Genomic DNA, 13,700 nt, shown 5'->3' on the forward strand with positions numbered 1-13,700 from the left:
TGCGTCACGCCGACTGCGTGAACGAGGTCCCCGGGGCGACATCGAAGCTCACGAGCTGGCCGACCTTGAAGTCGCCGGCGTGCTGGATCCCGTTGGTCTTGCACACGAAGGGCAGGTCGGTGTGCGCGAGCACGACGAGGGTGTCGGTGTTGGGGTCCAGCGAGACGATCTGCCCCTGCACGCGCCGGGGCTTGCCGTAGACCGGCTCCACGAAGCGACCGCCCGTGGTGACAACGTCGATCCGACGCGCCTGGGCGCGGATCGTGCCGACGATGCGCTTCCCGATCTCGCCGGGGGGCAGCGGCGCCGCGACGGCGAGGCGCAGCAGGTAGTCGGTCCCGATCACCGCGAAGTCGATCGCGCCCGCGTGCTCGGCGGTCAGGATGCCGCGCGCCTGCGAGGAAGTGGACATCGGGGTGCTGGACATCGTGGAAGTGCTGTCGGCCACTGGCGTCTCCTCGTCTCGGATCAGCGTGAGGGCACGATCGTAGCCGGCGTCGCGCCGGGGCGTGGATCGCCGGCGCGTCCGGGCGTCATCCTCAGGAAGTTCGCGAGCATCTCGATCCCTCGTTCGGTCAGGTAGCTCTCGGGGTGGAACTGGACCCCCTCGACCGGCGCCAGGCCGGGGGCGTTCCAGACCCGGCGCAGGCCCATCACGATGCGGGTCTCTGCGTCGCTCGTGCGGTCCGTGGTCCACGCGCTGACCTCCCAGCGCCCGGACGCGTCGCGCGCCCGCTCGACGGCGTCCGCGCCGGTGTGCAGACTGTGGTACCGCGCCGCGCGCAGGGGCGAGGGCAGCCCGGCGAACACGCCGCGACCGTCGTGGACGAGCTCGCACGCCTTGCCGTGAACGGGCGTGGGCGCGCGCGTCACGGGCATGCCGAACGCTTCGGCGATGGCCTGGTGCCCGAGGCACACGCCGAGGATCGGCGTCCGCCCGGCGAGGGTGCGCACGAGATCGACGCAGACCCCCGCGTCGCGCGGGCCGCACGGGCCGGGCGAGAGCACGACGCACGAGGGCGACATCGCGGCGGCGTCGTGCGCGCGCAGCGCGTCGTTGCGGACGACGCGCACCTCGTGGCCCAGGCCCAGTGCGCTGCTCGCGAGAGACAGCGCGTGGACGAGGTTCCAGGTGAAGCTGTCGTAGTTGTCGATGACGAGGATCACGGGGGTGCTGATCGTACGCGCGCCGCCCGTTCACACCCTCGTCAGGCGGCCTGATCGCGGTCGCACGCCTCGTCGGTGCCCGCGATTCCGTCGCGCGTCACGAAGAAGTAGCGCGAGCTGATGGGGTAGGGCATTCGACGGTAGTCGCGATCGACCTTCTCGTGGACCTTGGAGAGCAACTCGTCGGGCGCCGCCGAGACGGCGACGAGCACGTCGCGCGCCGGGGTGGCGACGAAGAAGTCGCCCCCGAGCCGGGGCGCGAGCTGCTGGTGCAGGTCGTTGAGGAGGAGGCGCGCCGCGTCGTAGCCGTCCTGCTCGGCGATGATCGCCGCCTTGCCGCCGCTGTCGTGCTCGATGAGCCGGTAGGGGAGCTTGGGCGTGAACATGCGCAGGTTCTTGCGGGCGATATCCTCGAGGTCCTCGACGCTGACGCCCCAGCGCACGATCTGCTCGGTCGTGACGCTGACCGTGACGTGGGGCAGGTCGATGACGAACACGATCACCGTGTCGTTGACGAAGGGCACATGGGCCACCTGCTCGCGCGAGAGTCGCTGGAAGATCGATTCGGGCTGGATGCGAGGCATGATCCGCTGGCGTGCCATCTCGAGGGGCATGGCAGCGGCGGTGATCGCCTCGCCCGCGAAGAGGTGGTCGAGGTACTGCTCGACGATCTCGACGCCGCGGTCGGGGTCCTGGATGACCATCCTGTACAGGTTCTCAAGGTCGAGGCGTCGCCCATCGACGATGAGCTCGTTGGGCCCGCTGGTGTCGACCTCCAGGTCGGGTCGCATGCGCTCGAGCATCGCTCGGACCTGGTCGCAGAACGCTTCTGGTTGCTGGGGCATCGCCGCCATCATGCGCCTCCGTACGCCTCTTGACTGCCTGTACGCACGCGGGGGCATGATGGGTTCTCGAACCCGCCGAACGATGTCCCGCGCGTGGGTTCATCGACGCACGCCGGGGGGCGGTGCAACCCGGCGCCGACCCCGGGGACGAAGGCGGTCCGGTCGTGCCGGATCGGTGGACGCGCGTGTTATGGCGCCGCCCGGCCCGCGACCAGATGCGCTAGTGTTGCGCGTCGAAAGGGAGTCCAATGTCGAGAGTCTGCGAAGTCGCGTCCAAGCCCGGTTCCGGCGTCAAGCCCGTGGTTATCGGCGCACGAAACCCCCTCGCGATCATCGCCGGGCCGTGCGTGCTCGAGTCGGTCGAGTTGTGCCTTGCCGTGGGGCGTGCGATGCGCGACGCGTGCGACGCCGCCGGCGCGCAGTACATCTTCAAGGCCAGCTTCGACAAGGCCAACCGCACGAGCATCGGTTCCTCGCGCGGGCCGGGCATCCGCCAGGGCCTCGACGCGCTCGCCGGAATCCGCGAGACGCTGGGCGTGCCCGTCACCACCGACATCCACGAGCCCGAGCACGCGGCCCTCGCGGCGGAGGTGGTCGACATCCTGCAGATCCCGGCGTTCCTGTGCCGCCAGACCGACCTGCTGCTGGCCGCCGGCGAGGCGGGCGCGTCGAAGGGGTGCGCCGTCAATGTCAAGAAGGGTCAGTTCCTCTCGCCGCGCGAGATGAGCGGGCCGCTGAAGAAGCTCGCGCAGACCGGCTGCCGCGACCTCATGTTCACCGAGCGGGGGACTTTCTTCGGGTATCACCGTCTGGTGAACGACTTCATCGGGGTCGTCGACATGATCGAGCTGGCGGGCGACGACTCGCCCCCGGTGTGCTTCGACGCGACCCACTCGACGCAGCTGCCCGGCGCGACCGACACCACCGGGGGGCGTCCCGAGCGCGCCGGGATGCTCGCCAAGGCCGCCGTCGCCGCCGGCGTGCACGCCGTCTTCCTCGAATGCCACACAGCCCCTCGCCAGGCCCTGTCCGACGCGAGCACGATGCTCGACGTCCGCGAAGCCGCGGCGCTGGTCCCCACGCTGCTCGCGGTCCGTCGCGCGTCCGGGCACGCGTGAGACGCGTCGGGTGCGCACACGCCCGGCGCTCGCCCGACACACCCGGGACGGCTAGCGTTCCCCATGAAGTGCGAGGTCCCCGGCTGCCAGAATGAAGCGACCGTTCACGAGGTCGTGATCAAGAGCGGCAAGAAGGTCGAGCGGCACCTCTGCGAGCAGCACGCCCAGACCGAGGGCGTCGTCGTCGCGCACACCCCGATCAACGAGCTCCTCACCAAGTTCGTCATGACCCAGGCCGGCGCTCAGGCCGAGCAGGCCAGGCCCGCCGAGTGCCCGACCTGCGGCAGCACCTGGGCCGAGTTCCGTGAGAAGGGGCTTCTCGGCTGTCCCGACTGCTACGACACCTTCGAGGAGCAGCTCACGCCGCTGCTCTCGCGCGCCCACGAGGGGGCGACGCACCACGTCGGCAGAACGCCTAAACGCGCCGGCATCTCCGCCGGGCTGCATCGCGAGCTGACGGCGCTTCGGCGCGAGCTCGAGGACGCGATCCGCTCCGAGGAATACGAGAAGGCCGCGTCGATCCGCGACCGCATCCGCAAACTCCACGGCGAGCAGGGGGGCGAGCCCGAGTCGAAACCCGCGCGCACGGCGCCGGCCGAGCAGGGCAAAGCCCGGCGCGCGGGCGACCAGCGACCAGAGGAGGAGCGCGGGTGAGCCCCACCCCCAAACGCTTCGAGGGCGGCGCCGAGTGGCTGCGCACCGGGGGACGCGAGGGCGATGTCGTCATGTCGTCGCGCATCCGGTTCGCGCGCAACATCGCCGGGTTCCCCTTCCCGCATCGCGCGAAGCGCGACGAGCGGCGAGAACTCCTCACCCTCGTGCGCGACCGCGCGATCAATTCTCACCTCGCGTCCCAGCTGCTCTGGGTTGATCTCGAGGAATCACCGACGATCGAGCGCCTCGTCCTGCACGAGCGACACCTGATCTCCAAGCAGCACGCCCGCGCGAGCGAGCCGCGCGCCGTCGCGATCTCGGCGCCCGACGAGTGGCTCTCGATCATGGTCAACGAAGAGGACCACCTGCGCATTCAGGTCATGCGCAGCGGGCTGGCGCTCGAAGAGGCGCTCAAGCACATCGAGGAGGTCGACGAGAAGCTCGAAGACCGCCTCGACTACGCCTTCTCGCAGCGGTTTGGCTTCCTCACCGCCTGCCCGACCAATGTCGGCACCGGCCTGCGCGTCTCGGCCATGCTGCACATGCCGGCACTGAAACTCACTGGCGAAATCGACAAGGTCCGGCGCGCCGCCAAGGCGCTCAACATCGCTGTGCGAGGGTTCTACGGCGAGGGCTCCGAGGCCGCGGGCGACATCTATCAGCTCTCCAACCAGACCACGCTGGGACGCACCGAGCACGACCTGCTCGCCGAACTCTCCGAACGCATCATCCCCGAGGTGATCCAGTACGAGCGCCACGCGCGCGGCGTGCTGATGGAGAAGCGTCGAAGCTTCCTCGAGGACCGCGTCCATCGCGCGCTCGGGACGCTGCTCCACGCGCGCATGATCGACGCCGAGGAATCGCTCCAGCAGCTCAGTCTCGTCCGCCTGGGCATCCAGGTCGGCGTCATCAAGGAGGTCGGGCTCGAGCCGGTGAACCAGCTCATCCTGCTCTCCCAGCCGGCCCACCTCCAGCGCCTCGCCGGGCGCGAGATGGACCAGAACGAGCGCCGCGTCGAGCGCGCGACGCTTATCCGCCAGCGCCTGCGCGCCTGAGCCCCGGCGGCCCTCCCGTCTGGACAGCCCGGTCGCGTTTCGCGACACTGTGAGCATGTCCGGCGAGAACCAACGCAGCAGCGAGATCGCCCCGCTTCCGGCAGTCCCGGCTCCGTTCGTGTGGCCGCCCCTGCCGCCCGGTCCGGCGCCGGGGGGGTCGCCCGCCCCTGCGTCCATCCCTTCTCGCGCTCCTGATCCCTCGCCAGCAAGGGGGTCGTCGGCGATCGAGTTTCTGCGCCGGATCGAGGCGTTCTGGCTCGCGCCCGTCGCGTCGCCGCTCGCGCGGCGCATCGAAGAACTCGGCTGGAAACCCGATGATTTCGACGAGTATTGCAACCGCTGCGGCGGCGACGTCGGCCCGGGCGAAGAGGACGAGTTCGGGTGCGCGCGCTGCCGCCAGTGGAAGCACCCGTGGTCGCGATTCGTGCGTCTGGGCGCCTACGAGGGCGACCTGGCGTCGTGGATCAAAGAGGTGAAGTTCACGCGGCACGCGCCGCTCGGGGTGGCGCTTGGGAGGGTGCTCGCCGCGCGCCTGCGAGAGGCGGGCTTGCCCGGGGAGCGGGTCTGCGTCGTCCCGGTGGGGATGAGTCTGCGTCGGCGATGGGCGAGGGGCATCGACCACGCCGGGGTGATCGGGGAGGGGGTGGCGCTGGGGCTCGGGGCGCCGCTGGTCCGGGGCCTGCGGCGATCGCACCGGGCGAGCCAGCGCCGGCAGGAGAGCCGGGCGGCCCGGGAACGGAATGCGAAGGGGTCGTTCACCCTCCGCGGGGGGATCGATCTGGGGGGCTGGACGGTGGTGCTGGTGGACGATGTCTCGACGACCGGGGCGACGCTGCGAGCGGCGAGCCGGGCGCTGCGTGCGCGTCGGCGGGAGGGTCGTCCGGAGTCGATCTGGGCGGCGACGCTGGGGGTCACGCCCGAGAGGCGTCGAGGGGCGCCGGCCGGTGGTTGTGCGTGAGCGGGGGCGTGGCGGGCAGAGGTCCGAAAGGCCTTGTTTTGCAGTGGTTTACGGCGACTTTCGGGGAGTCGGGCCGAGGGGGCGTGAGGATTCGGCGAAGAAAATGAAAGTCCCTCCGCTTGACACCCCGGGGCGTCCGGCTATCTTTCCCCGCTCGTCAGCCAGCGGCTGGCGGGTCACCCCGACAACCCGGCGAGATGCTGGAATGGGGTTGTTCTTTGGCAAGTGAGCAGTTGGGAAAGCCGCGAGAATGTGACGCGGCGGAAACGGTCGCACGACCGGCCCTTGGCAGGGCATCCGTCGCGTACAGATCAAACGCTGGTCGAGTGGGTATCACAGCCCCCTCGATCGGTCACTGATTCTCGTGCAGGCTTTCAAACTCATCGTAAGATGAGCGCCCAAAAGAATGAGTGATCAAGAGCCCATGGGTCCTTTGAACCCATGGGGACCGGCCGGCGACTTCGGTCGTCGGCGCCGGACAAACCTTCTCATCGCAGGAACCCTCGCTTCGGCGAGGACCAACGATACACAAGTGAAGAGTTTGATCCTGGCTCAGAGTGAACGCTGGCGGCATGGCTAAAGCATGCAAGTCGAACGAGAACCACTTCGGTGGTGAAAGTGGCGGACGGGCGAGTAATGCATTTCTACGTGCCCCGAGGTGGGGGATAGCCAGGGGAAACCCTGGGTAATACCCCATGTGCTCCCAGGAGGAAAGCTTCGGCGCCTCGGGATCGGGAAATGTCCTATCAGGTAGTTGGCGGGGTAACGGCCCACCAAGCCGAAGACGGGTAGCCGGTGTGAGAGCACGACCGGCCGCATCGGGACTGAGACACTGCCCGGACTCCTACGGGAGGCTGCAGCAACGAATCTTCCGCAATGCACGAAAGTGTGACGGAGCAATGCCGCGTGCGGGATGAAGCGGCTCCGCCGTGTAAACCGCTGTCAGGACCTAGGAATATTGACCGGGTCCAGAGGAAGGGCCGGCTAATCTCGTGCCAGCAGCCGCGGTAATACGAGAGGCCCGAGCGTTACTCGGAATCACTGGGCTTAAAGGGTGCGTAGGCGGAGGTGTAGGCGTCCTGTGAAATCCCACGGCTCAACCGTGGAATTGCGGGGCGAACCACACTTCTTGAACCTGGTAAGGGCTGTCGGAACGATCGGTGGAGCGGTGAAATGCGTAGATATCGATCGGAACGCCGAAGGTGAAGACGGGCAGCTGGGCCAGTGTTGACGCTGAGGCACGAAAGCGTGGGGATCAAACAGGATTAGATACCCTGGTAGTCCACGCCGTAAACGATGTGCACTAGACCGGGGCGGTTTTGACGCCGTCCTGGTCGTAGGAAAACCATTAAGTGCACCGCCTGGGGAGTACGGTCGCAAGATTAAAACTCAAAGGAATTGACGGGGGCTCACACAAGCGGTGGAGCATGTTGCTTAATTCGAAGCAACGCGAAGAACCTTATCCTAGGCTTGACATGCATGGATTAGCTCATGGAAACATGAGTGACATTCTTCGGAATGGAACATGCACAGGTGCTGCATGGCTGTCGTCAGCTCGTGCTGTGAAGTGTCGGGTTAAGTCCCTCAACGAGCGCAACCCCTATCACTAGTTGCCAGCGCGTCATGGCGGGGACTCTAGTGAGACTGCCGGTGTCAAACCGGAGGAAGGTGGGGATGACGTCAAGTCCTCATGGCCCTTATGCCTAGGGCTGCAAACGTGCTACAATGGCGTGGACAGAGCGAAGCGAGGCCGCGAGGCGGAGCAAATCGCAAAAACCACGCCCCAGTTCAGATTGCAGTCTGCAACTCGACTGCATGAAGTTGGAATCGCTAGTAATCGGGGATCAGCTACGCCCCGGTGAATATGTTCCTGAGCCTTGTACACACCGCCCGTCAAGTCATGGAAGCCGGGAGTGCCCGAAGTCGCTATATCTCAATAGTGCCCACGGCAAGCTCGGTGACTGGGACTAAGTCGTAACAAGGTAGCCGTAGGGGAACCTGCGGCTGGATCACCTCCTTTCTAAGGGATTTCCTTAGACCGATTCGTCCTCTCACTTAACCCCGAGAGGCGGAGAGCGATCTCCGGTCGGCTAGGTCAACACATCCTCGTCCGCGAAAGCGGGCAGCCGGTCGGCAACGACCGGTCAACGGCCTCCCAACTGCTTCACGATATATCACAACGCCCGGTCCTCCACAGGCCGGGCGTTGTGCATTTTTCGGCGCACCGCGTTCTCTGCGATCATGTACTCTCGCTGGCGGGTCCCCGTCGGTGTCGCCGTCGCCGCGCTGACGCACTTTCGTTCTCACCGCTGGCGCTCCCTGATCCAGCCCGCCTGCGCCATGAGGTCATACGACTATGCACGCCATCGGCTACATCGTCTTCTTCGTGACCTTCCTCTCCCTCGCCGTGCTTGCGTGGCTAGTCCTGTTGCTCTGGCGACTTCTGGGGAACAGGCGCCGCAAACCCACCCAGCCAGAGTGCGCGAGCTGCGGCTACCCGACGATCCGGCTCTCCTCGCCACGCTGCCCCGAGTGCGGCGCCGATCTGCTCCGGGAAGGCGTCCTCGCGCCCTCGATGCGAGTGCGCGGCGCCGGGGGGGTCTTCCTCGTGATCGTCGCGTGGACGATCGCGATCACGACCCTGACGCTCTTTCTCGCGTCATGGGTCGCGTTCGCGCTCCCCGCCACGGCGCAGACCGCGAGCACATCCACCGGAGAGCCCGCTTCGGCCCAGTATCAACGCGTGGTCGTGAGGGCCTCGGGCACGTTCGATTCGCGCCTGCTCTCGAATCCGTTCTCGCAGTCGCTGACCGATATCACCGTGACCGTGGTCGCGCTCGACGGAGCCGCCCACGACCTGCGACTGTCGCGAGAAAACCCGTTGTTCCCGTTCCGGCTTGAAACCGGCGAGCATCTCGACGAAATCGCCGGCCCCTACGCCGTCGATGTGCTGCGAGCGCTGCTGGTGCGGGCCGGCGCATCGCCCGATGACCCGGCGACGCGCGCCGAGGCCGCGGAACTCGCGAACATCATCAACGGGAGTTCGTTCTGGGATTCGGCACGGGGAGAGCCGGTCCGTTCATCAACACGACCACCGCCGCGAGCGCGAATCCCGCTGGCAACGCGTCAGGCGTACTCTGGGTGCTCATGCCGGTCGGGGTGTGTCTTACCGGTCTTGGCCTCTGGATCGCAGGCGTGGTCATCATCGCGAACCAGCACATGAAGCGCTTCCGGCCCATCAGGGCCGGGAGACAGCAGCCCTACGGCGACCCACTCCCTGACCAACCCGCGCAGCAGCATGCCAGCCCCGACCCGTCGTCGTGAGCCGGGCCAGCGGCGCGGAACGAGTTGATCATGCCTCCGCGCACGGAGAGTCTGCCGGCGCGTGCGTCGGCGCAGGGGTCGTGAGCGTGAGCAAATGCTCCGCCCCGACCTGCTCCGGCAGTGTCTCCAGCGTCCACGCGTCCTCGACCTTGAACCGGCCGACCGCTGTGCGGCGCAGCGCCGTGAGCATGCCGCCCGTACCCAGCGCCTCGCCCAGGTCGCGCGCGAGCGAGCGGATGTAGACGCCGCGACCCGAGCGGATGTCGAGCGTGAGGCGCGGCCATTCGTACGCGAAGACCTCGATCGCGTCGATGCGGATTCTTTTCGCAGCCGGTCGTTCGAGCAGTCTGCCGGCGCGCACGAGGTCGTACGCGCGCTCGCCCTTGATCTGCACCGCGGAATAGGTGGGGGGGCGCTGCTCGATCTCGCCCACGAACCGCGAGCACGCGTCGCGCACCTGATCGATGGTGGGGGGGCGATCGACCGGGACCGGATCGGGCTCGGTCTCGAGGTCGTCGCTCGGGGAGAACGCCGAAAGATCGAGGTCGGCGAGGTATCGTTTCTCGGTGCCCATCAGCGACTCGATCTGTTTCGTGGCCTTACCCAGGCAGAGCACGAGCACGCCGGTGGCGAGGGGGTCGAGCGTGCCGGCGTGCCCGACCTTCGCCCCGGCGGTGCGTTTGCGGACGATGCCGACGATCTTCGCCGAGGTCATGGCGTAGGGCTTGTCGACGACGAGGACGCCGTTGAGGTCGGGTCTGTGGTTTTTGCGTCCTCTGCTCACCGGGCATTGTTCGCCCCGGCGGCCCGGAAGGCCCCGTCCCGCCCGGGCATATCTGCTGACAACGGGCGGGGCGGTGCGTACCCTCTCGCTCCCTGCGCCGGTCGCCCTTCGGGTCGGTCGGCGACACCCCGGAGAGGTGTCCGAGAGGCTGAAGGAGCAGCACTGGAAATGCTGTATACGGGTAACCGTATCGGGGGTTCGAATCCCCCCCTCTCCGCTTGAAAGCGACCCCCGCGCCGTGAGAACGGCGCGGGGGTCTTTCTTTTGGCGTGGCGTTGCTGAAAGGCCTTGCCGGCTCAGCGCATGAGTTCGAGTATCGCGCTGACGTCGGCGCGATCCACGACGCCGTCGGCGTTGACATCGCCCAGGAGGGGGTTGTTCGCGTCGGGGGTGACCATGACCCGCATCATGATCTCGAGGTCGGCGTGGTCGACGACTCCATCGGCGTTGAGGTCGGCGGGGGAGAGCGTGAGGTTGACGACCTCGTTGGCGTTGATGCGCTCCATGATCTCTTCGGGAGTGATCACGCCGTCGCCGTCGATGTCGAAGAGGGCGAGACGGAGATCGTCGCCGGACACATCGGCTGCGATGGGTCCGAAGTCGCGGAAGGTGGCGACGGGCGCGGCGGTCATCATGTTGTCCGCTTTCTCGACGGGATCGATGGGCTCGAGACACAGGATGTTGCAGAACTCGAAGTCGTCGGCATAGCCGGGCCCGCCGATGAACGAGATCGAGTCGGTGGGCCTCCCGTCGGCGCGGACGCTGAAGACGACCTCGACCTCGATCTCGTTGCCGGGCTGGATGAAGTTGTTGCCGGTGCAGTTGCAGCTGGTGAACGTGGTGAAGGGCACCTGGAGGATCCCTTCCTGCCCGGTGACTGAGGATCTCCGGTCGCGGGCGAGGGGGCACTTGATCATCTGCCCCGTCGTGCGGTTCGTGAGGACCGCGACGAGGGAGTACTCGACGAGCCCGCCCCGTGCGACGAGGAAGCTGTATTGCGCGCCGTAGCGGAAGCGGAGCGTCGGCGCCGTGGCGCTGAGAACGGTGCGCGAGAGCACGACCGTCGACGAGGCGGCGCTGCCGTTGGGCGTGAGGCACTCCCAGTCGGCTGACGCCTCGGTGAAGAAGGTGGCGATGTTGCCCTGCGCGGGGAGGAACCCGAGCGGGGTGGCCGAGACGAGGGCGTTCGTGCTCGTGTCGCCGAACTCACCGAGCTCGACGTCCGGGCTCCAGAAGGCGAAGCCGAGGTTGAAATTCCCGTTGTTCAGGGGGAAACAGAACGATGGGGTGATGCCCCCGACCGCAGCGGTCGCGCCGGCGAGCCCGACGAGGGCGGCGAGCGACCCGAGAACCGTTCGATGCGTGCGCACCATGACTCTGCTCCTTGCGGCTGTCGCCGCGTTGAGGAGAAACCGCGCCCGGCTCACGATGACCCGAGCGGTGACAACGAATCAGCGGACGACGCACCCCCGGGTGCGAGAGCGGGTGCGCCGACAAGGGCGCGCCGCGTCACACGCGTGCGAGCGCACTGTACTGATCGCTCGCGCAAGCCACAAGCGCAAAGCGCGCAGAGACGCAGGAAAACATCCCCGTATCGCTATGTCATTCGCAAGCGAACAGTTGCGCGTGTGCGCCGGATCGCGCGGCAACAAATATGGTCCACAAGCGCGCCCAAAGGGCGAAGAAATGGTCCACAAGTCGATCCCGCACGTCCGTTGGCGTGCGATGGTCGCTCACGATCCGCTCGCCGACAGGCTCGGCTCGACGCGTTCTCGCTCGCGGACGATCTTGTTCGTCTCGCGGATAAGCAGTCGCATCGGGCTCGCGTCCGTCATGCCGCGGACCTCGTTCGCCAGCGAGGCGAAGTGGTCATCGCTCGGGAGGGGCGCGCCGTTCAGCGAGGCACGCTGCGCGCCGATGCACTCCTCGAGCACACGAAGGATCGTGCGCCAGCGGTCGTCATCGGTGAGGCGATCTCGCCAGTGCGGCGCGAACTCGTCGAAGACCTGCGACGCGGCGTAGGTGTTCCCGACGAAAAGGTCGGAGTACACGGCGCTGGAGCCGAGCACGAGCGCTTCGACGCTGTCGACGCCCTGCGTGCGCACGACTTCGGCGAAGGCGACGCGGTACAGCTCGGCGCGCTGGCGCCGGGTGGCGTCGACCATGGCGTTGTCGGTGATGAGCCCGCCGCCGAAGAGCGACTCTTGCGCCCAGAGCACGGTCAGGTTCTCCGTCGCGACGCCCTCACGCATGATGTGGCGCCACTGTCCCTGCAGGACGGAGATCGTCTTGCGCGCCTCGGTCTTCCATCGCTCTTCTTCTTCGAGGCGGGCCTGCGCGATCTGCGCGTCGAACGCCTTGGCCTTGGCTTCGGCGTCCGCGGCGCGAGCGAGGGCGTTGAGTCTGGCGACCGTCCCGGCGGCGGCCCCGGCCCCCAGGAGCGCCGCGAGCGCGACGCCGGCGACGATCGGGCGTCGGCGCACCCACATGGTCGCGACGCGGCCGGTCGAGGGCCTGGTCCACGGGATCGGGCGCTTCTCGATCCAGAGGCGCAGGTCGTCCGCGAACTGCGCCGCGGTGCGATGGCGCGCCTCCGGGTCGGGCGAGAGGGCGCGCAGCACGATCGCGCGCAAGTCGGTGGGGAGGTGCGCGAGGCACTCGCGCTGGCGACGGTGCGAGGCGCCGGGGTCGTAGCCCCGCCGGTTCTCGAGCCCCGCGCTGTTGGGGAACCCTCCGGTCAGCAGCCAGTAGAGGATGCCTCCGAGGGCGTAGATGTCGGCGCGCGCGTCGAGTCGGGCCGTCTCGCCGCGGAGTTGTTCGGGCGCCATGAAGCCGATGGTGCCCGGCGTGGGGTCTGCCCCGTCGGACTTGAGCAGTCGCTCGGCGCTGCGCACCGCGAGACTGAAGTCGGCGACCTTGGGCGCGCCGTCGGCACCGAGCAGGATGTTGTCGGGCTTCAGGTCGAAGTGGATCAGCCCCGCAGCGTGCGCCGCCTGCACGCCGTCGGCGATCTGCGCGCACAGCCGCGCCGCGTCGCGCGCCGGCATGGGGGTCTGCACGGCGCGATCGCCCTTGCGCAGCGTCCCGCCCGGGACATACTCGGAGACGAGGTACGACAGCCCGTCGTCGGCGACGCCGGCGTCGTAGATCCGCACGACGTTGGGGTGGTCGATCCGGCGCGCCTTGGCGCCCTCGCTGGTGATGACGGCGCTGTCCTGACTCTCGGATTCCTCGGTCAGCAGCACCTTGATCGCGACCTGCGCCGGCCGGTCTGGCTCCGACAGCGCGCGGTCGATCGCGAGATAGACCGCGCCGTGCGCGCCCATGCCCAGCAACCCGACGAGCCGGAACCGCGCCTCGCGCCCGGGCAGGCGCGGGCCGAAGTCGGTGGGGGGCGTGGGGAGCAGGTCGGCGAGGGCGCGCTGCTTCATCGTGCGCGTCGAGCACATGAGCGCCGACAGCGCCGCGGCGTCTCTGATCGCGGGCGCCAGCTCGGGGTGCGCCTCCGACAACTCCTGCGAGGCGCGCAGGAGCGACTCGCGGTCCATCCGACCCCTGGTGTGCGACAGCAGCACGGACTCGATCGCGATGTCGAGCGCGACCGGGCTGCGTGCCAGGTGGGGGATCGCGTCCAGATACTCGCGCAGCGAGAGGCGATCGCCCGACGCGATGCGTCGCCGGGCGTCGATCCCGATCGCTTCGGCGAGATTCTCATCGTCGAGCGGCCAGGGGGCCCGGCGCGGTTCGGCTCCTTCGTGACTGCTGCGTGTGTCCATCGCGGTCTCGCTCCCGTCG

The 13,700-nt window shown here is 68.0% G+C and carries 11 protein-coding genes, 1 tRNA gene and 1 rRNA gene; 7 read left to right on the forward strand and 6 right to left on the reverse strand.

Translation table 11 applies throughout. The features are described 5' to 3' along the window. Positions 1-4: 4 nt before the first annotated feature. Genes KF684_09420 through KF684_09430 form a run of 3 tightly spaced genes read right to left on the reverse strand, consistent with a single transcriptional unit; the run spans position 5 to position 2,012 of the window. Positions 5-448 carry a hypothetical protein gene (locus KF684_09420; protein MBX3353143.1) on the reverse strand — a complete coding sequence of 148 codons (444 nt, stop codon included), beginning with the start codon at positions 446-448 and terminating at the stop codon, positions 5-7. 20 nt (positions 449-468) lie between these two features. Next, positions 469-1,167 (reverse strand): aminodeoxychorismate/anthranilate synthase component II, encoded by a 699-nt coding sequence (locus KF684_09425; protein MBX3353144.1) that lies wholly within the window; start codon positions 1,165-1,167, stop codon positions 469-471. A gap of 41 nt (positions 1,168-1,208) precedes the next feature. Beyond that, entirely contained in the window at positions 1,209-2,012 is an 804-nt protein-coding gene (locus tag KF684_09430; protein ID MBX3353145.1) for a DUF1444 family protein, read from the reverse strand. Between the two features lie 248 nt (positions 2,013-2,260). Here KF684_09430 and kdsA point away from each other — a divergent pair, with 248 nt between their 5' ends. The 6 genes from kdsA to KF684_09460 all read left to right on the forward strand — a co-directional run bounded on the left by kdsA (position 2,261) and on the right by KF684_09460 (position 9,020). Continuing rightward, positions 2,261-3,130 carry a 3-deoxy-8-phosphooctulonate synthase gene (kdsA, locus tag KF684_09435; GenBank protein MBX3353146.1) on the forward strand — a complete coding sequence of 290 codons (870 nt, stop codon included), beginning with the start codon at positions 2,261-2,263 and terminating at the stop codon, positions 3,128-3,130. A 63-nt stretch (positions 3,131-3,193) separates the two neighbouring features. Then, positions 3,194-3,784, forward strand: a complete 591-nt coding sequence (locus tag KF684_09440) for a UvrB/UvrC motif-containing protein (protein MBX3353147.1) — start codon at positions 3,194-3,196, stop codon at positions 3,782-3,784. 71 nt (positions 3,785-3,855) lie between these two features. Continuing rightward, complete coding sequence (locus tag KF684_09445; protein MBX3353148.1) at positions 3,856-4,839, forward strand: protein arginine kinase; 984 nt, start codon at positions 3,856-3,858, stop codon at positions 4,837-4,839. Positions 4,840-4,894: 55 nt separating this feature from the next. Next, complete coding sequence (locus tag KF684_09450) at positions 4,895-5,797, forward strand: ComF family protein (protein MBX3353149.1); 903 nt, start codon at positions 4,895-4,897, stop codon at positions 5,795-5,797. 529 nt (positions 5,798-6,326) lie between these two features. Beyond that, a 16S ribosomal RNA gene (locus KF684_09455) occupies positions 6,327-7,817 on the forward strand. Between the two features lie 336 nt (positions 7,818-8,153). Beyond that, entirely contained in the window at positions 8,154-9,020 is an 867-nt protein-coding gene (locus tag KF684_09460) for a hypothetical protein (protein MBX3353150.1), read from the forward strand. A gap of 129 nt (positions 9,021-9,149) precedes the next feature. On the opposite strand, the gene truB is transcribed toward KF684_09460, so the two are convergent. Further along, positions 9,150-9,905: a tRNA pseudouridine(55) synthase TruB gene (gene truB / locus KF684_09465; GenBank protein ID MBX3353151.1), complete on the reverse strand. Its 756-nt coding sequence runs from the start codon at positions 9,903-9,905 to the stop codon at positions 9,150-9,152. Between the two features lie 130 nt (positions 9,906-10,035). Here truB and KF684_09470 point away from each other — a divergent pair. Beyond that, positions 10,036-10,122 (forward strand) — tRNA-Ser (locus KF684_09470). A gap of 79 nt (positions 10,123-10,201) precedes the next feature. Here the strand turns inward: KF684_09470 and KF684_09475 are convergent. Both KF684_09475 and KF684_09480 read right to left on the reverse strand, forming a co-directional pair. Further along, positions 10,202-11,278, reverse strand: coding sequence for a hypothetical protein (locus KF684_09475; GenBank protein ID MBX3353152.1), 1,077 nt, complete (start codon positions 11,276-11,278; stop codon positions 10,202-10,204). 360 nt (positions 11,279-11,638) lie between these two features. Continuing rightward, entirely contained in the window at positions 11,639-13,681 is a 2,043-nt protein-coding gene (locus KF684_09480) for a serine/threonine protein kinase (protein MBX3353153.1), read from the reverse strand. Positions 13,682-13,700: the final 19 nt, after the last annotated feature.

This window comes from Phycisphaeraceae bacterium, from assembly GCA_019636675.1.
Taxonomy (GTDB): domain Bacteria; phylum Planctomycetota; class Phycisphaerae; order Phycisphaerales; family UBA1924; genus JAHBXC01.